A 17,902-nucleotide genomic window follows, 5' to 3' on the forward strand; every position below is an offset into this window, starting at 1 on the left:
TCCGGTACATCTCCTGCGTCACCACGAATCCCCGCCGTCACCGGAGCGCGCGAACTGCGCTGCGCGCACGGTGTTCTCGACGACGACCTGCGCCGAACGCCACGGGGCGACGACGCGTCGATCAGCACTCGCATCGAGCAGAGCGCCGATCAGTCCCTCGAAGCCGAGGGCAGCATGGGGGTTCTCGACGTCGAGCACGCACGAGCGGCACCCGTCGGTCGTGACGACGTCGATCGCATAGGCATCCGGGCCGGGGATCCCCGACAGCGATACCTGCACGGGCAGCTCGCGCCCGCCGACGGAGACGCGGACGTCGAGGCCCGCGGCATCCTCCGAATGCGGCGATCCCGCGGCCTGGCGCGTCCAGCCGGTGCCCGAGGTCAGCCGCGCGCCGGGCAGCACGACGTCGACCATCTCCCAGGCGTGCACGCCCACGGTCGCCAGGATTCCGCCTCCGAGGTCCGGCGCGTCCTGCCAGTCGCGCTCCGGCGTACGGAACCCGGCCGCGTCGTGCTGCGCCCGCACTCGCACAGCGAGCACCTCCGCGTGCTCGACCTCGGCGCGGAGCGCGGCGAGCGCGGGCGCGAAGCGCAGCACCGAGCTCGTTCCGACGAGCGCGGGGTCCGCGGCATCCGACCACTCGTGGAGCTGCGCCGAGGTGGCGGCCACGACCTTGTTCACGAACACCGGTGTCATGCCGTCCTGCAACACCCGGATCAGCGCCGCCGCCTCGTGCGTCCGCGGCGTGGCGATCACGAGATCCGGACCGAGCGCGAGCAGGTCGGCCGGTGAGCCGACGGATGCCGTGCCGTGCCGCCGCGCGAAAGCCGCCGCCGCGACGTGGTCGTCGTCGTACACGCCCACGACCTCGCCGCCGAGTGCGCGGACGTGCGTCGCATCCGTGTCGGGGTGGGAGTGCGCGAGACCGGCGAAGGCCACGCGCCGCGGCGACGTCGTCATGCCATCGACGCCAGTCGGGCTCGATCGACGGCTTCGACCAGCGGCCGGCCCTCCGCGAAGGCGGTGATCTCGTCGGCCACGATGCGGCCCTGGCGCAGACGCCCCTCGACCGTGCCGGCGGCGCGGTGCGGGGTGAGCAGCACGTGCGGGAGTCCGCGGAAGGGGCTGGTGGCCGGCAGCGGCTCCTCGTCGAACACGTCGATCGCCGCACTCAGGCGTCCGCTGCGCACCTCGTCGAGCAGCGCCGCCTCGTCGACCAGCCAGGAGCGGGCCGTGTTCACGAGTCCGGCGCCGTCTGGCATGAGTGCGAGCTCGCGTCGCCCGATGAGGTGGCGGGTCTCGGGCAGGGTGGGCGCGTGCACCGCGACGATGCGGGCTCGGCGCAGCGCCTCGTCGAGGGGCAGCAGCTCGGCGCCGAGAACAGCGGCCTGCGCGGCGTCGAGGGTCGGATCGACGAGCAGGGGCTCGGCCCCGAGCAGCCGGACGAGCTCGAGGTACGCGCGCCCCGTGCGCGAGGCGCCGATCACCGCGATCGGCGCCCCGAGGATCTCGTGCTGCGGGCCAGCGGCACCGGCGTCGTCCCAGCTCGCCGGGTCGCGCAGGGCGTTGTGCATGCTCGGGATGCGGTGCAGCAGCGCCATCGTGAACGCCAGCGCCACCTCGGCCACCGGTCGGGCCATCGCCGCACCGGCCTGCGTCACGACCACGCCGCGGTCGAAGAGCGCGTCGGTCGCGAAGGCCTTCACCGATGCGCCGATGTGCGCGACGACCTGCAGACTCGGGAGACGGGCGAGCAGCGCCTCGTCGAACGGCGGAGCGCCCCAGCTGGTCAGCACCACGCGGGCATCGTCGAGTCGGGCCGCATCGAGTCGGGCGTCGTCGAGTGCGTCGACCCGCGCGAAGGCACCGCCGAGCGCGCGTGCCGCGGCGTGCAGGCGCTGCTCGTCGTCGCGCGAGAACAGCTCGGCGAACAGCGGTGCCGGCACAGCGGCCACCACGACGACCGGTGCGGCGCTCATGCCAGCCAGGCCTCGAGGTGCTCGGCGATGAAGGCGTCGTCGTTCAGGTCGGGGTAGGCCAGGCGCACGCGGCGGATCTCCTCGGCCTGCCCGGGCGAGAGCCCTTCGGCGGGATCGAGGCACCAGGTGCCCTCGAGCAGGCCCTGCTGGCGCAGCAGCTCGTGCACCCCGGCGATCACGCCGTGGAAGTCGTTGCCCGGGTCGAACACGGCCTGGTTCACATCGACCATGTCGGACGCGACGAGCCCCAGTTCGCGATAGGCGACGGCATCCCCCTCCATGGCCGTCCTCGCCCGGGCGAGCAGGTCGACCGCGGCCTTGGTACCCACGGCCCATTGCCCCAGCAGCCCGCCGACGAAGCGCAGCGTGCGCGGGCCGTCCGGCGACTCGACGTGGAACTCCGACAGCAGGTCGGCGACGATCGCGTCGTCGTTGCCCGTGTACAGGGCGATCTCGTCGGCGCGGCCGGAGGCGGCGACGCCGCGCACCAGCTCCAGCGTGCGGTATCGGTCGAACGGCGCGGCCTTGACCGCCACGACCGCGGGGATCGCGGCGAACTCGCGCCAGAACTCCCGATCGAGCACAGGACCGCCGATCGCGGTCTGCAGGTAGAAGCCGACGATCGGCAGCACCTCGCCCACCGCGCGCGCCCGGTCGAGCAGAGCCCGATCGTCGGCGCCGGCGACCCGCGGGCTCACGAGCACCGCGTCGTAGCCGAGCGAGCGCGCGAGCTCGGCCTCGGCGACGGCCTGCGCGGTGTCGCCGGCCACGCCGGCGATGCGCACGACACCGGCGTCGGCCCGTGCGTCCATCTCCTCCGCCGCGAGCGCGAGCACCGGCTCGAACAGAGCATGCTCGGGGTCGCGGATCTCGAACTGGGTCGTGTGCACGCCCACCGCGAGGCCGCCGGCTCCCGCATCCAGGTAGTACCGGGTCAGTGCGCGCTGGCGGCGCTCGTCGAGCGTGCGATCGGCGGTCAGGGCGAGCGGATGCGCCGGGATCACGGCCCCCTGCGCGAGGGTCGTGGCGGCCTCCGCGCGGAGCACCGGCACGGTCGAGGCGTGCGCAGCGTACCCGCGCATCAGAACCTGCCGTCCCGCACGGCCCACTTCGTGGGCTTGGCGATCATCGGGAGTCCGGCGGTGATCCACTCGGCCTGCAGACCGATCAGCGTCTCCGCGGCGACGGACGGGTAGCCGAACAGCGCCATGCAGCGGCGGGCGTCGCTGAGGAGCGCGGTCGGCTGCGGCTCGTCGACGAGCGTCACCTCGCGCTCGAACAGCTCGCCGAAGCGCCGGGCGATCGACTCGACGCTCAGCAGCTCAGGGCCGGTCAGGTTGATGGTGAACGGGTCGGTCGAGGCGTGCACGAGGCTCCGCAGCACGACCTCGTTCGCATACCCCTGCCACACCACGTTGACGTTCGCCGTCGCGAGAGACACGGGCTGACCCGCATGCACCGCGCTGCCGATGTCGGCGAGCACCCCGTAGCGCAGGTCGATCGCGTAGTTGAGTCGGATGATCGCCACGCGGGTGCCGCGCTCCTGCGCGCCGAACTCGAAGACGCGTTCGCGCCCGAGGCACGACTGCGCGTACTCGCCGATCGGCGCCGGCGTCAGCTGCTCGGAGGCACCGCCGGACGCGGCGGGCACGAACGGGTACACGTTGCCGGTCGAGAGCACCGAGATGGCGCTGTCGCGGTACCGCCGGGCGACGCGGTCGGGCAGAGCGGCGTTGACCTCCCACGCCCATGACGCATTGGTCGCCGCCCCGAATTTGGCCCCCACCATGAACACGACGTTCGGGGCGTCGGGGAGGCCGCTGAAGTCGTCGTTCTCGATGAGGTCGAACGGCACGACGGTGACGCCGGCAGCGTCGAGGCGCTCGCGGATCTCGGCGTCGCCGAACCGCGACACCGCGTAGACGGCATCCTTCTCCCGCCCTGCGGCGTCCATGCCCCGACGCGCGAGCATCGCGAGGGTCGGGCCCATCTTGCCGCCTGCGCCGAGGATGACGAGGTCGCCCGAGCCCTGGGCCAGATCGGCGATGAGCGCGTCGGAGGGTGTCGAGAGGACCTCCTCGAGCTGCGCCTCCGAGGTGAATGCGTGCTGAGTCACGTGGTGATTCCCTTTCTTCTCAGCCCTTGATGCCCGTGCCGGTGACGCCCTCCTGCACGTACCTCTGGGCGATGAGGTAGGCGAGGAAGATGGGCAGCAGTGCGACGACGGATCCGGCGAGCATGGTGCTCAGCGGCACGTTCTGCTGCTGCAGAGACGAGATGCCGACGGTGAGCGTGAACATCGAGTTGGACTTCGCGATGATGAGCGGCCACAGGAAGTCGTTCCAGTGCCAGAGGAACACGAAGATGCCGAGGGTCGCGAGGATCGGCTTGCACAACGGCAGCACGATGCGCAGGAAGATCCGGAACTCGCCCGCGCCGTCGATGCGGGCGGCCTCGAAGAGCTCGTCGGGCAGCCCCTGGATGAACTGCCGCATGAGGAACACGGCCTGCGCATTGGCGAGCGTCGGCAGGATGAGGCCCCAGTAGGTGTCGATGCCGCCCAGATTCGCCATGAGGATGAAGGTCGGGATGAGGGTGACGTGGAACGGCACCATCACCATCGCGAGGAACGACCAGAACATCACCTCCTTGCCGGCGAACCGCTTCTTGGCGAAGGCGTATCCGGCCATCGCCGAGAGGAACAGCACGGCCACGACCGACACGAGGGAGTAGACGACCGTGTTCCACAGCCAGCCGAGGATGTTCTGGCCGCCGAGCACCTGCTCGTACGACTCGAACGAGATGTCGGTCCACGGCAGCAGCGAGCCGGGGAGCTCGACCACCAGCCCCGGCTTGAGGCTCAGCACGACCATCGCGTAGAAGGGGAAGAAGCTCAGGATGCCGGCGATGCTCAGCCAGATCCACCGCACGACCACACCCATGCGGCTCGGTTCGAGGGCACGGAACGACCGCTGGCGGCGCGGGGCGACCGGCTTCTTCGGGGGCGCCGAGACCGGCGTCTGCGTGGGCGGCTGGATCAGGGCGGTCATTTCTGCTTTCCGATCACGAGGCGCTGGGTGAGGGCGACCGCGAGGGTCATGATGAACAGAGCGACGCCGACCGCGGCCGCATAGCCGTAGTCGAAGTACCGGAAGCCCTGGTCGTACAGCAGGTAGACGAGCGAGTAGCTGGCGTTCGCTGGACCGCCCTGGGTCATGACGTAGATGACGTCGAAGACCTGGAAGGCCGCGGTCGTCTCGATCACCGCGAGGAAGAAGAAGGTGGGGCGCAGGTACGGGAACACGATGTACCGGAAGCGGTTCCACGCGTTCGCGCCGTCGACCAGCGCCGCCTCCTCGAGCTCCCGAGGCACATCCTGCAGCGCGGCGATGACGATCATCATCCCGTAGCCGAACCGCGACCAGACGCCCACGACGACGATCGCCGGGATGACGAGCACGGTGCTGCCGAGCCACGAACCGCCGAGTCCCAGCGGAGCCATGAGCTGCGACCAGGGGCCGTTGCTCGAGAAGATCCAGACGAAGATGCTGCCGGCGAGCACGAGCGAGGTGATGACCGGCAGGAAGAAGATCGAGCGGAAGAACCGTGCGCCGCGGAACGCGCGCCGCACGCCGAGCGCCATGATCGTCGACAGCGCCAGCGAGATCGGAACCGCGAAGACCGTGTAGATGAGGGTGGTGCCCATCGCCCGCCAGAACAGCGGATCGGCGACGAGACGCTGGAAGTGATCGAGACCCCGCCACGCTACCTCGCCGGAGATGTCGTAGTCGAAGAAGCTCAACGCGACCCCGGCGATGCTCGGACCGAACCGGAACGCGATGAAGAGCAGGAACGCGGGGAGCACGAACAGGAACGCGACGCGCGCCTCGCGCCTGGCCAGGACCCGCGCCACCCGACCCGGTGGTCGCTTCGCGATGGTTGCCGTCGTCATCAGGAGACCTCACCTCGGTGATGGAAGGGGGACGGGGGTGCACGGCGATCGTCGCGCACCCCCGATGGGGCTACTTGATGAGCGGGGCGGCCGCGCTCGCGGCATCCTTCAGCGCATCGGCCGGCGACTTCTGGCCGAGCAGCGCCGCCTGGATCTCGGGCGCGAGCACGCCCATCAGCGCGCGGGAGCTGGCGTTCAGCTCGCCGACCGTCGTGTCGGGGACGTACTTCTCGACCTCGCCGAGCAGCGGGTCGTCGGCGTACAGCGGCTCCGTGGTGCTGAGAGCCGAGAAGTAGCCGGCCGCCGTCAGGTACGGCTCGACGACCTCGGCGCTCGTCGCGTACTCGGCGAAGGCCGCCGCGGCATCCTGCGCCTTCGAGCCCTTGAGCACCGAGAGCGAGCCGACCGTTCCGTACGCCACCGACTCCTCGTCGGTGAGCGGTGCGAGCACCTTGACGTTCTCCTCGCCCCAGAACGGTGCGACCTCGGTCACGCCGTTGTTCCAGGTGCACGCGACCTTGCCCTGGGCGATCGCGGTCTGCTCGAGCGGGACGTTGGTGGTGAGCGCCTCGGGGTCGAGCGCGCCGGCCTCGGCGAGGTCGGTGATGAAGGTCAGTGCCTCCTCGCCGGCCTTGCTGTCGAACCCGACCTCGCCCTCGTCGGTGTAGACCGCACCGCCCGCCTGCCAGAGCAGCGGGTAGAAGGTGAGGTTGAGGGTGTTCTCGGCCGAGGCGGGGTAGTTCAGCACGTACATGTCGGCCGCCGTGAACTTCGGGGCGATGTCGACGATGTCGTCCCACGTCTCGGGGTACTCGGTGACGCCGGCCGCCTCGAACGCGGCGGCGTTGCAGATGAGCGGCTGCGCGCTCGTGAGGATGGGGGCGCCGAGGATGTCGCCGTCGATCGTGACGGAGTCCTTGACGTTCGGGAGCAGATCGTCCTGGCGCTGCTCACTGAGCAGATCGTTCAGCGGTGCGATCGACTTCTGGTACGCGGCGAGCTGATCAGGGATCAGGTAGACGACGTCCGGACCCTTGCCCGCGGCGATGGCCGTCTGCAGCGCCTCGTCGCGGTTCGCCCACGGGAAGATCTCGTAGGAGACGTTGATCCCCTCGTTCTCCTTCTCGAAGTCGGCGATCGTGGAGTCCCAGAACTCCTTGTGAGCCGCCTCGTCGGCGATGACCGGGTACAGCCAGACAGTGATGTCCTGCTCGCCCTCTGCGGTGGTGCCTCCGCCGGCCGAACATCCGGCCAACAGGGTGGCGGCCGCGATGCCCGCGGCGACGCCGGTGAACTTGCTGACGCGCATGGTGCTCCTTTGCTCATACCGTGCTGAGTACGGTTTATTATGACATCGGGTTGGGATAATTAGTCAAGTACAACTTCTCAAGCTGTTGTTACAGGCGTGTTTCCGGGAGGAAAACGACTGATCTTGATTTGAGAATGCGGTGTGCTATTTTGATCGCACCCCGCGACGACGAGAAGGAGGCCGCACATGGTCGTGCCGACCCAGCTGTCGATCGTCGCCCGCTCGGCGCAGCACCTGCGAGACGCGGGCGCCGCCACGGTGAACGAGATCGCACGCTCGCTCGAGGTCTCCCGCACCTCCGTCGAGAACGCGGTCGCCACCCTCAGCGAGTCGGGGCTCATCGTCGAGGGCTCGGCCGCACCGTCGGCCGGTGCCGGACGCCCCGCGCGCCACTACTCCTTCCATGCGGCAGCCGGCACGGTGGTCGGCATCGACATCGGCGTGGCCAGCGTGCGCGTCATCCTCGCCGACCTCACCGGCCGCGTGATCGCCCAGCAGGCCTTCGCCGGGGTCGCCGCGCAGAGCGACGGCGCCGCCAAGCTCGCCGCCGTGATCGACGACGTCCGCCGGACGCTCGCCGCCGCCTCGGTTCCCGCATCGCGGGTGCGCGCGATCGGAGTCTCGCTCCCCGGTCTCGTCGACGACGCGGGCCGCGTCGTGATGTCGGTCGTGATCCCCGAGTGGTCGGGCGTCGACATCGGCGCGCAGCTGCACCAGGCCTTCGGCTGCCCCGTGTCCGTCGACAACGGCGTGCGTCTCGCCGCGGTCGCCGAACACCACCTCGGCGTCGCCCAGCTCGTCGACGACGTCGTCTACCTGTCGGTCGGCAACCGCATCTCGATGGGGCTCATCCTGGGCGGTCGGCCGCGTCGCGGCATCCACAACGCCGCCGGCGACATCGGACGCCTCGCATTCCGCGGGCTGAACACCGAGACGGGGCAGATCACGTGGCGCACCGCGGGATCCGCGGCCGAGGTCTTCGCCCTCGCCCGCTCGGGCGACGCCGACGCGCAACACGAGCTGGATTCCTTCATCGACGAGCTCGCCCACGGCATCGCGACCCTCATCATGACCGTCGATCCGGCCATGATCGTGATCGGCGGCGGACTGTCGGCCGCGCACGAGCAGCTGCTCGACCCGCTGCGGGCCGCCCTGCCCGGCCATCTCGGACTCCCGTTCCAAGTGCCCGTGGCCGAAGCGCGGCTGGGCGCCGAGGCCGCCGCTCACGGCGCCGTCGTGCACGCGTTCCGCCGCCACGCCGCGAGCATCTACGGCATCGACGACATGCCGGTACCGCCCATCACCCCGCTGACCCCCGAGTCGGCGACCCACCCCGCAGAGGAGAAGCAGTGAGCACGCTGACGGTCGGACTCATCGGCGCCGGAGGCATCTCGCGCGTCCACGCCGACGCCTGGCGGGCCCTCGGCGCCCGCGGATACGTGACCTCGCTCGACGGGGCGGAGGAGATCGCCGCCGAATACGGCTTCGAGGTCGTCGCCGACGTCGACGCGCTCATCGACCTGGTCGACCTGGTCGACATCGTCACGCCCAGCAGCACGCACGCCGACTTCGCGCTGCGCGCGATCGCCGGCAGACGCGACGTGATCTGCGAGAAGCCGCTCGCTGCGACGGCCGAGGCCGCCGCGCAGGTCGCAGCCGCCGCCGAGGAGGCGGGCGTGCGGCTCTTCCCCGCCCACGTCGTGCGGTACATGGCCGAGTACGCGGCGATCAAGGATGCCGTCGACGCCGGCCGCATCGGCGAGATCGCCGTGCAGAGGTTCAGCCGCACCGGGTCCGCACCCCAGTCGCCCTGGTTCTTCTCGGAGCGGGCGGGCGGAGGCGTCATCCGCGACCTCATGATCCACGACCTCGACCAGGCGCTGTGGTTCGCCGGCCCCGTCGACACCGTCTACGCGGTGCAGAACCCGCCGACGGTCGACGATCGGGTGCCGGTGCCCGTGTCGTCGCACGTTGTGCTCACGCACCGCAGCGGTGTGATCAGCCACGTGCACGCGAGCTGGGGGCTCCCCGGCATGCCGTTCCGCACGAGCGTCGAGGTGGCCGGGTCCGAGGGGCGCCTGCGGTACGACAGCGCCGAGGACCGCACCCAGCGCACGGATGCCGTGCTCGACGAAACCGCGACCGACTACCTGCCGCCGATGTCGCCGCAGGAGAGCCCGTACTACGCCGAGATTGCCGACTTCGTCGCCGCCGTGCGCGAGCACAGGCACGCGCGGGTGGTCCCCGCCGACGGGATCCGCGCGGTGGCCGTGGCGGAGGCGGCGATGGCGTCGATCGCGTCCGGCGCTCCGGTCGCCGTCGTCTCGTTCGAGGAGGTCGTCCGATGACCGCTCCGCTGCGCATCGCCGTGCTCTCGTTCGCCCACACGCACTCCCTCAGCTACGTGCACGCGCTGCAGGCGATGCCCGGGGTCGAGCTCATCGCCACCGATCCCGACGGCGCCTCGCCCCCCGACGATGCGCTGCGCGGTGCCGACCTCGCCGCCGAGCTGGGTGTCTCCTACGTCGACGACTACGACGCCGCATTCGCGTGGAAGCCGGATGCCGTCGTGATCGCGGCCGAGAACTCGCGGCACCGTGAACTCGTCGAACGGGCGGCGAGCGCCGGTGCGCACGTGCTGTGCGAGAAGCCGCTCGCCACGACCGTCGACGACGCGGTCGCGATGCAGCGCGCGTGCGACGAGGCGGGTGTGATTCTCATGGTCGCGTACCCCGTGCGGTTCTCCCCCGTCGTGCGGGACGCCCTCGCCGAGCTGCGCGCGGGACGACTGGGCCGCATCCTCTCCGTCACCGGCGTCAACAACGGCAAGCTGCCGGGGGACCGCGCGTGGTTCACCGATCCGGACCTCGCGGGCGGGGGCGCACTCGTCGACCACGTCGTGCACTGCGCCGACCTGCTCGACGAGCTGCTCGGCGAGCGGGCGTCGTCGGTCAGGGCCGTGTCGAACGGCATCCTGCACGCGCAGCGCGACCTCGCCGTCGAGACGGGCGGGCTCGTCACGATCGGCTACCCGAGCGGTGTGATCGCGACGATCGACTGCTCGTGGAGCTGGCCGATGAGCTCGCCGACGTGGGGCGGGGTGACGCTGCAGGTCGTCGCCGAGCGCGGCACCGTCACCGTGAGCCCGTTCGCGAAGGGCGTCGCCGGGCACGACGCGAGCGGCGAGACATGGACGCCGGTCGGTGCCGATCTCGACGCGCTGCTGCTCGACGAGTTCGTCGCCGCCGTGCGCGAGGGGCGGCAGCCGCAGCCCGACGCCGGCGTCGGCATCCGCACCGTCGAGATCGTGAAGGCCGCGCAGGCGTCCGCCGCCTCGGGCGGGCAGGTCGTGTCGCTGGACTGATCGGCGAGCGTTCCCGTCGCAGTTCGTGCCGTCGACACCTGACGCAGGCGGCACGGAGTGCGACGGGAGGCGCCTCGGAGCGAGCACCTCACACATCACGCATCACACGTCCGGGATGCGGGAGTATGCTGGGCGATCGGGTCACGTGGCCCCAGATGCGAGAGGCGGTGATGGCGATGTCCGGTGATAGTAGCGACGCCGCCTTCGTTGCGTCGCGTCTGACGGCATCCGTGCGTTGAGCTCCGGCTCCGCACCGACCGTTCTGCTCCGCAGCGTCGGCGGCGTCATCCGCCCCTGACGATTCCTGCGCACGCCGCCGACCCTTCGCGGCGAGCGCCTGCGAGAACGGAGGCCGCATCATGGCCCTCATCGACAACGGCGTGTACGTCCACGGACGTCGCGTGGAGACCCTGCACAACCTCGACGACACGTCGCGCACCCTCGGCGCGCTCGGCGGCATCGCCTGGATCGGGCTGTACCGCCCGAGCCCGCAGGAGGTCGAATCGGTCGCGCGCGAGTTCGACCTGCATCCGCTCGCCGTCGAGGATGCGCTCTCCGGGCACCAGCGCTCGAAGGTCGAGCGCTACGGCGACACCCTGTTCGCCGTGCTGCGTCCGGCGCGATACCGCGACAAGGAGGAGTCGATCGAGTTCGGCGAACTGCACCTGTTCATCGGACCCGACTTCGTCGTGACCATCCGGCACGCCGAGTCGCCGAACCTCGCCGCGGTGCGGAGGCGCATGGAGGCGAACCCCGAGCTGCTCGCGATGGGGCCCGAGGCCGTGCTGTACGCGATCCTCGACGAGGTCGTCGACGAGTACGAGCCGATCGTCGCCGGACTCGAGAACGACATCGACGAGATCGAGGACCAGCTGTTCGGCGACAGCGACGACGACGCCCTCTCCCGCCGCATCTACGAGCTGTCGCGCGAGGTCATCGGGTTCCAGCGCGCCGTGCATCCGCTGGCCGGGATGCTGCAGTGGCTGCGTCGAGGATCGGACAAGTACCGCATCGACGAGGAGCTGCAGCGGTCGCTGCGCGACGTGCTCGACCACGTCATCCGCGTGCAGGAGAAGATCGACTCGTTCCGGGCGATCCTCGAGAACGCGCTCACCGTGCAGTCGGCGCTCGTCGCGCGACGGCAGTCGGAGGCGGGGCTCGCGCAGAACGACGAGATCAAGAAGATCTCGTCGTGGGCGGCGATCATCTTCGCCCCGACCCTCGTCGGCACCGTCTACGGGATGAACTTCGAGGGGATGCCGGAACTGCAGTGGACCTTCGGATACCCGATGGCGATCGGCGCGATGGCGGCCTTCGCGGTCGGCCTGTACGGGGTGTTCAAGTACAAGCGCTGGCTCTGACGGCATCCCACCCCTTCCCCTTTTCTGCGTCGAGACCCACCTCCCGCGTCAAGACCCATCAGCAGCGACGTCGTTCCGGGTGGGTCTCGGCGCGCGTGGTGGGTCTCGACAGGGCAAGGGGCGGGATGCCGAGGGGCGCCGAACCGCGGGGACGACGAGCACCGGTAGGGTCGGAGCGTGACCTCCGCAGCATCCGACCTCGCCCGCCTCGCCGACCTGCTCGCCGGCGCCGAGCCGCTGAACTGGGTCATCACCGGCGACTCGATCACGCACGGACTCGTGCACACCCAGGGTGCGCGCAACTACGCCGAGCACCTGCACGAGCTGATCCGCGGCGAGCTGGAGCGCACGCGCGACATCATCGTGAACTCGGCGATCAGCGGACACCGGCTGCCCGACATCCTCGGCGACTTCGAGCGCCGCGTCTCGTCGTGGCATCCCGCCGTGGTGACCCTCATGATCGGGACGAACGACATGTCGACGCTGCCGGGCAGCCCGCACGTCGAACCCGCCGCGTTCACGGCATCCCTGCGCGAGTTCGTGGCGCGCGTGCGCGAGCTCGGCGCGATCCCGGTCCTGCAGACGCCGCCCTCGATCGACACCGCGAACGCGCCCGGCCGCGAGCGGATCGCGGAGTTCTCGGATGCCGTGCGCGCCGCCGCTTCGGCCGACGACGTCATCCTCGTCGACCAGAACGCCCGCTTCGCCGAGCTCGGCGGCGGCGGTGTGCCGTGGGGCCTCATGAACGACCCCTTCCACCCGAACGCCGCCGGCCACGCCGCGCTCGCGCTCGGCCTCGCCGAGGCGCTCAACATCCGTCCGGCCGCGTCGCGCACCCTGCCGCTGCTCGAGGCGCAGGTCGCCGCCGCACGCCTCGCCTGAGGGTTCTTCGAACCGACTCGCGAAGCGGCGCCGCCGTCCGGTCGCTCCCAGGATGCACTGGTGCATCCACTCGTGTCTGAGTATCTTCAGCCGCATCCGAAGTCGTACCACGGGGGAGCGATAAGGAGGGGCGCAATGGCTCACGTGGTGGCAACAGGCGCAGGCAAGGCCATGATGGAGCGTCGTAATGATCCGACGCACGACTACATACTCGGTCTCACCCGCAAGAAGAGACCGCGGGTGCTGTTCGTGGGCACTGCGACGGGTGACGATGCGGCGTACATCCTGAGCTTCTACGCGACCTACGACTCCGACCGGTGCGCGCCTCACCACCTTCCGCTCTTCCACCGCTCGATCGACGATCTGGCCGGCTTCGTGAAGGGGTTCGACGTGATCCATGTCGGCGGGGGCAACACCGCCAACATGCTCGACGTATGGAAGCGCCAGGGCCTCGACGCCATCATGCGAGACATGTGGGACGACCCCGATTCGCACGTCGTGTTCACCGGCGGCAGCGCCGGGGGCATCTGCTGGTTCGAGGGCGGAACGACCGACAGCTACGGCCCGACCCTCCAGGTGCTGCCAGAGGGACTCGGGTTCCTGCACGGCAGCTTCTGTCCGCACTACGACGCCGAGGACCAACGACGACCCCTGTTCCACGCGTCGTTGCTGAGCGGAGAGCTGGCCACCGGCTATGCGGTGGGCAATCTGCAGTCGCTGCACTTCGAGGACTCCGAGTTCGTGACCGCGATCAGTCCGGTCGAGAGTCCACTCGCGCTCCGGGTCGAGGCGCTCGACGGGAAGATCGTCGAGACCGAACTCGCCACCGAGATCCTGACGAGTTCTGCGCCGGTCACGACAGGACCGTCGACGTGAACGACAACGTGTGGATCCTCGTCGCCCAGTTGATCATCGTCGTCCTGGCGATCTTCATGGGCACTCGCACGAGCGGTATCGGACTCGGCGTCTGGGGACTCGTCGGAGTCGCCGTGCTCGTCTTCGTCTTCGGCGAGGCGCCGGGCAACGCTCCGGTCGATGCGGTGTTCATCGTCATCACGGTGATCACCGCCGCCTCGACGATGCAGGCAGCCGGCGGCATCGACTGGATGGTGTCGGTGGCCGCCAAGGTGATCCGACGGAGACCGAAGTCGGTCGTCTTCCTCGCACCGGCCATGTCGTTCCTGTTCACGGTCGGCGCCGGGACCGGCAACATCTTCTACCCGCTCCTGCCCGTCATCTACGACGTGTCGTATCAGCAGAAGATCCGTCCGGAGCGCGCGCTGTCGGTGTCGGCGGTCGCCTCGCAGGTCGGCATCCTCTGCTCTCCGGTGTCGGCGGCGACCGCGTCGATGGTCGTTCTGCTGGCACCTCAGGGCGTGGATCTCGGCGGGTTGCTGCTCATCATGTGGCCGGCGTCGATCGTCGGACTCTTCGTCGCGGCACTGATCACGATGCGTCACGGCAAGGACCTCGAAGACGACCCCGAGTTCCAGAAGCGTCTGGCGAGCGAGCAGATCAGACCACCGGCGGTCGACGCGCACGAGAAGACTCTGCCGCGCACCGCGGTGCTGTCGGCGGCGCTGTTCCTCATCGGCGTGGGCGTGATCGTGTTCTTCGGGCTCTTCGAGGGCCTGCGCCCGATCATCGGAACAGACGAGGACGGCGACCCGCTCCGTTTGAGCGTCACCGTGATCATCGAGGTGGTGATGGGCATCATCGCAGCACTGATCTTCGTCTTCTGCAAGGTGAAGGCTGCCGACGTGCCGAAGCAACCCACCTTCCCTGCGGGTCTCGTGGGAGCGATCGCGCTCTTCGGAATCGCATGGCTCGCCAACACGTTCGTCGCCGCGAATCAGAACCTCATCGTCGAGGGGTTGGGCTCGGTGGTGTCGGGGTCGTCGGCCTTCCTCGGTGCACTGCTCTTCGGACTTGCCCTGTTCGCGGTCGCGATGCTGACGACCAGTCAATCCAGCGCGACCAACGCGATCGTGCCGATCGGCATCACGATCGGGCTGCCCGCCCCACTGCTGGTCGGCCTGTGGCCGGCGACCATGGGCATCTACACGCTCCCGGCGAACGGCAGTCAGGTCGCGACAGTCGCATTCGATCAGACCGGGACGACGAAGATGGGTCGCTTCGTCTTCGACCACTCGTTCCAGCTGCCGAACCTCGTCTACATCGGGGTCGCGATCGTGGTCGGGGTGATCCTGTCCTTCCTGTTCTCGTGACGCGATCGCTGCGACGTGAGCGCTGACCTCGATCGCTCCGCCCTGCGCCAGTTCATGCTCGGACTGGCGCAGGGCATGAATGCGTCGGCCGAGTCGGTCGATCGCATCCGCGACACCATGACCGAGGTCGCCGAGGCGTACGGCGCAGACGACACCGACTTCGTCGTGCTGCCGACCATCATCCTCGTCGAGACCGGGGAGTCGGATCAGTCACGGGTCGCGCTCAGCTCGGCGACCAACGCGTCGTTCCGGTTCGACCAGATCGCCGCACTGTGCGCGCTGGTCGGAGAGGCGAGGCGCGGAGCGGTTGCGCCGCTCGACGGCATCCGTCGCCTGAACGAGATCGGGGCAATGCGGCCTCGACTCGGGTGGGCGACTCGCACGCTCGGCCACGCCGTGCTGACCGTGGGACTCGCGCTGCTCCTCGCGCCCACATGGCAGGGCGCGATCGTCGCATTCGTCCTCGGGGCGGGTATCGGCCTGCTCAAACTCGTGCGCTCACCGACGCTGCAGCTCGTCCTGCCGATCGCGGCCGCGTTCGTCTGCGCGGCGTCGGTGTTCCTCCTCGCCGAGGTCATCGAGATCGGCGATCCGGTGCGGCTGCTCATCGCCCCGCTGGTCACCTTCCTCCCTGGTGGCGTCCTCACGACGGCGACCGTCGAACTCGCGGCGGGGCAGATGATCTCGGGCGCCTCGCGCCTGGTCTTCGGCCTCGTGCAGCTGTCACTGCTCGCCTTCGGTATCCTCGCGGCCGGCACGGTCGTCGGCGTGGAGGATGCATCGTACGAGCCGTTGACCGCGACTTCCCCACTGCCGTGGTGGGTCGCGCTGCTCGGCATCGTCGTGTTCGCCCTCGGCAACTACCTGCACTTCTCGGCGCCAGCCTCGACCTTCGGATGGGTGCTGCTCGCGCTGATCGTGGCGTACGCCGGGCAATGGCTGGGGACGTTGCTGCTCAGCGCGACCGTCGGCGGCTTCGTCGGTGCGGCCGCCATGACGGTCGTCGTGTTCTGGATCGGGGCGCTACGACACGGCACCCCCGTGCAGATCACGTTCCTCCCCGCCTTCTGGCTGCTCGTTCCCGGTGCGGCCGGACTCGTCGGTCTCACCGAGGCGGTCGCCATCGGCAGCGGACTGGCCGACTTCACGGCCGCCCTCGTCTCGGTCATGTCGATCGCGCTGGGCGTGCTGATCGGCACCGCGCTCTATCGCGTCGTGCACCACGGCGCGGAGGAGATCGTGCAGTTCGCCGTCGCCGCGCCGACCGTCGTCGACAAGACCACGGAGCCCGCGTTCTGGAAACGCCTGCTGCCCTGGCGGCATGGTCGGGGTACGGGCTAGCGGGACTTCCGGTCGAGCAGCGGTCGCGCCAGACGCGGCACCGACGCGGCCGCCGCGAGCGCGAGCGCCACCCCGACGAGTGTCATGCCCACGCGCTCGATGAACCAGTGGGCCGGTGTCGTCGCGTCCTCGAGCAGCAGAAGCGACAGCACGATGAACGTCGAGAAGAACGGGAAGACGTACCAGCGGCTCCCTGCCGTGCCGGTTCCCGCGGCGAGGAGAACGACGAGCAGCACGGCGGAGAGGCCGGATGCCGGAGCGAGGGCGGCGACCCCGCAGGCGAGCAGGGCCCCGCAGAGCACCGAGACCACCCGCCCCCAGCCGCGCGTCACCAGCGTCGCGTAGGCCGGCCTGCTCACCAGAAGCGCCGCCGCGCACGCCCACCCCGGGTGATCGACGCCGAGCGCGAAACCGATCGCCGCTGCCGCGGCTCCCGCGAGGCCGATCTGGACACCGTACATGAGCATGGCCGCGCGGGTGGTCTCGCGACGCGGCGGCCGCGGAGCCGCTCGGCGCGCTGGCCACAACAGCGAGACGAGGTAGGCGTAGACCGCACCGACGACGATCAGGCCGGCGGCGGCGAGACCGCTCGAGACGGTGGAGAACGAGAGTCCGACGCCGATCAGCGGAACACCCAGTACGAGCATCGGGGTCGCGAGTCGGTGCGACGGGTCCGAGGCCGCCACCGCCACGATGACGCAGACGACGAAGACCGCGGACACCGCGAGGATCGGGATGCCGGCGACTGCGGACCCGAGCAGCACGGCCGCCGCAGCGATCCCCCCGACGATGAGGGCACCCGTGCGCCGCCGTCGGTTCGCGGCCAGACCGAGCGCCGCCGCGGGCAGTACTCCGACGGCAAGGGCGAGCCCGAAGCGAGGATCGCTCAGCGTGGCGAAGCCCGCGGGGAGTCCGAGCACGACGCCGTGAAGGACGTTCCGCCAGGACCACGCGATCGCCGCCACGCTTCTCACTGTGCCCGGTCTGTCACGTCATGTACAGATCCTCTCGCTCGTGTTCGAGATGAGGTCGGTATTCGGTGTTGCTAAGTACCGGTACTCAGTGTTACTTTGTACCGGTACCCAGCAACACTGAGTACCGAATGACAGAAGGGAGCGTCATGGGCAAGCAGATGACCGAGATGCTCAAAGGCACTCTGGAGGGCATCGTCCTTGCCCTCCTCGCCGAGCAGCCGGCCTACGGATACGAGATCACCGCGCGACTGCGTGATCACGGATTCACCGACATCGCCGAGGGCACGATCTACGCCCTCCTCGTGCGGATCGAGCAGAAGAAGCTCGTCGACGTCGAGAAGGTGCCGAGCGAGAAGGGGCCGCCCCGCAAGGTGTACTCCCTCAACCCCGCAGGCACGCAGGAACTCGAGGAGTTCTGGACCACCTGGAACTTCCTCGCGCAGCGCATCGACCAGCTGAACAGCACCACCGCGAACAGCACCGCCACGAACACCACGAACAAGGAGAACTGA

Annotated in this window: 17 protein-coding genes; 9 read left to right on the plus strand and 8 right to left on the minus strand. The window is 69.7% G+C overall.

Features of this window, described 5'->3' with window-relative positions; genetic code table 11:
• Positions 1 to 18 precede the first annotated feature (18 nt).
• The 7 genes from RAC81_RS07540 to RAC81_RS07570 all read right to left on the minus strand — a co-directional run bounded on the left by RAC81_RS07540 (position 19) and on the right by RAC81_RS07570 (position 7,240).
• On the minus strand, positions 19 to 960 hold the full coding sequence (locus RAC81_RS07540; RefSeq protein ID WP_375081782.1) for a hypothetical protein: 942 nt from the start codon (positions 958 to 960) through the stop codon (positions 19 to 21).
• Positions 957 to 1,979: a hydroxyacid dehydrogenase gene (locus RAC81_RS07545; protein ID WP_375081783.1), complete on the minus strand. Its 1,023-nt coding sequence runs from the start codon at positions 1,977 to 1,979 to the stop codon at positions 957 to 959. Before RAC81_RS07545 ends, RAC81_RS07540 begins: the two co-directional genes overlap by 4 nt.
• Positions 1,976 to 3,061 (minus strand): dihydrodipicolinate synthase family protein, encoded by a 1,086-nt coding sequence (locus tag RAC81_RS07550; protein ID WP_375081784.1) that lies wholly within the window; start codon positions 3,059 to 3,061, stop codon positions 1,976 to 1,978. The genes RAC81_RS07545 and RAC81_RS07550 overlap by 4 nt, the downstream gene beginning before the upstream one ends.
• Positions 3,061 to 4,095 carry an NAD-dependent epimerase/dehydratase family protein gene (locus RAC81_RS07555; protein WP_375081785.1) on the minus strand — a complete coding sequence of 345 codons (1,035 nt, stop codon included), beginning with the start codon at positions 4,093 to 4,095 and terminating at the stop codon, positions 3,061 to 3,063. The genes RAC81_RS07550 and RAC81_RS07555 overlap by 1 nt, the downstream gene beginning before the upstream one ends.
• A 19-nt stretch (positions 4,096 to 4,114) precedes the next feature.
• Complete coding sequence (locus RAC81_RS07560; RefSeq protein WP_375081786.1) at positions 4,115 to 5,029, minus strand: carbohydrate ABC transporter permease; 915 nt, start codon at positions 5,027 to 5,029, stop codon at positions 4,115 to 4,117.
• On the minus strand, positions 5,026 to 5,931 hold the full coding sequence (locus RAC81_RS07565) for a carbohydrate ABC transporter permease (protein ID WP_375081787.1): 906 nt from the start codon (positions 5,929 to 5,931) through the stop codon (positions 5,026 to 5,028). The genes RAC81_RS07560 and RAC81_RS07565 overlap by 4 nt, the downstream gene beginning before the upstream one ends.
• Positions 5,932 to 6,001: 70 nt before the next feature.
• Positions 6,002 to 7,240 (minus strand): ABC transporter substrate-binding protein, encoded by a 1,239-nt coding sequence (locus tag RAC81_RS07570; protein ID WP_375081788.1) that lies wholly within the window; start codon positions 7,238 to 7,240, stop codon positions 6,002 to 6,004.
• 186 nt (positions 7,241 to 7,426) lie between these two features.
• Between RAC81_RS07570 and RAC81_RS07575 the strand changes: the two genes are divergently transcribed.
• From RAC81_RS07575 to RAC81_RS07610, 8 genes are all read left to right on the plus strand, one after another.
• Complete coding sequence (locus RAC81_RS07575; RefSeq protein WP_375081789.1) at positions 7,427 to 8,593, plus strand: ROK family protein; 1,167 nt, start codon at positions 7,427 to 7,429, stop codon at positions 8,591 to 8,593.
• Positions 8,590 to 9,588, plus strand: coding sequence for a Gfo/Idh/MocA family protein (locus tag RAC81_RS07580; RefSeq protein ID WP_375081790.1), 999 nt, complete (start codon positions 8,590 to 8,592; stop codon positions 9,586 to 9,588). Before RAC81_RS07575 ends, RAC81_RS07580 begins: the two co-directional genes overlap by 4 nt.
• Complete coding sequence (locus RAC81_RS07585) at positions 9,585 to 10,604, plus strand: Gfo/Idh/MocA family protein (protein WP_375081791.1); 1,020 nt, start codon at positions 9,585 to 9,587, stop codon at positions 10,602 to 10,604. The genes RAC81_RS07580 and RAC81_RS07585 overlap by 4 nt, the downstream gene beginning before the upstream one ends.
• A gap of 359 nt (positions 10,605 to 10,963) precedes the next feature.
• Positions 10,964 to 11,965 (plus strand): magnesium and cobalt transport protein CorA, encoded by a 1,002-nt coding sequence (locus tag RAC81_RS07590; protein WP_096714022.1) that lies wholly within the window; start codon positions 10,964 to 10,966, stop codon positions 11,963 to 11,965.
• A 177-nt stretch (positions 11,966 to 12,142) separates the two neighbouring features.
• Positions 12,143 to 12,847: an SGNH/GDSL hydrolase family protein gene (locus RAC81_RS07595; protein ID WP_375081792.1), complete on the plus strand. Its 705-nt coding sequence runs from the start codon at positions 12,143 to 12,145 to the stop codon at positions 12,845 to 12,847.
• 135 nt (positions 12,848 to 12,982) lie between these two features.
• Positions 12,983 to 13,723 (plus strand): Type 1 glutamine amidotransferase-like domain-containing protein, encoded by a 741-nt coding sequence (locus tag RAC81_RS07600; protein WP_375081793.1) that lies wholly within the window; start codon positions 12,983 to 12,985, stop codon positions 13,721 to 13,723.
• Entirely contained in the window at positions 13,720 to 15,075 is a 1,356-nt protein-coding gene (locus RAC81_RS07605) for an anaerobic C4-dicarboxylate transporter family protein (RefSeq protein ID WP_375081794.1), read from the plus strand. Before RAC81_RS07600 ends, RAC81_RS07605 begins: the two co-directional genes overlap by 4 nt.
• Before the next feature lie 15 nt (positions 15,076 to 15,090).
• A complete protein-coding gene (locus RAC81_RS07610; protein ID WP_375081795.1) occupies positions 15,091 to 16,416 on the plus strand; it encodes a threonine/serine exporter ThrE family protein in 1,326 nt (441 codons plus the stop codon).
• Here RAC81_RS07610 and RAC81_RS07615 read toward each other — a convergent pair.
• Entirely contained in the window at positions 16,413 to 17,381 is a 969-nt protein-coding gene (locus RAC81_RS07615; RefSeq protein WP_375081796.1) for an FUSC family protein, read from the minus strand. The genes RAC81_RS07610 and RAC81_RS07615 overlap by 4 nt on opposite strands.
• A gap of 155 nt (positions 17,382 to 17,536) precedes the next feature.
• Between RAC81_RS07615 and RAC81_RS07620 the strand changes: the two genes are divergently transcribed.
• On the plus strand, positions 17,537 to 17,902 hold the full coding sequence (locus RAC81_RS07620; RefSeq protein ID WP_375082052.1) for a PadR family transcriptional regulator: 366 nt from the start codon (positions 17,537 to 17,539) through the stop codon (positions 17,900 to 17,902).

The organism is Microbacterium sp. CR_7 (assembly GCF_041954755.1).
GTDB lineage: Bacteria > Actinomycetota > Actinomycetes > Actinomycetales > Microbacteriaceae > Microbacterium.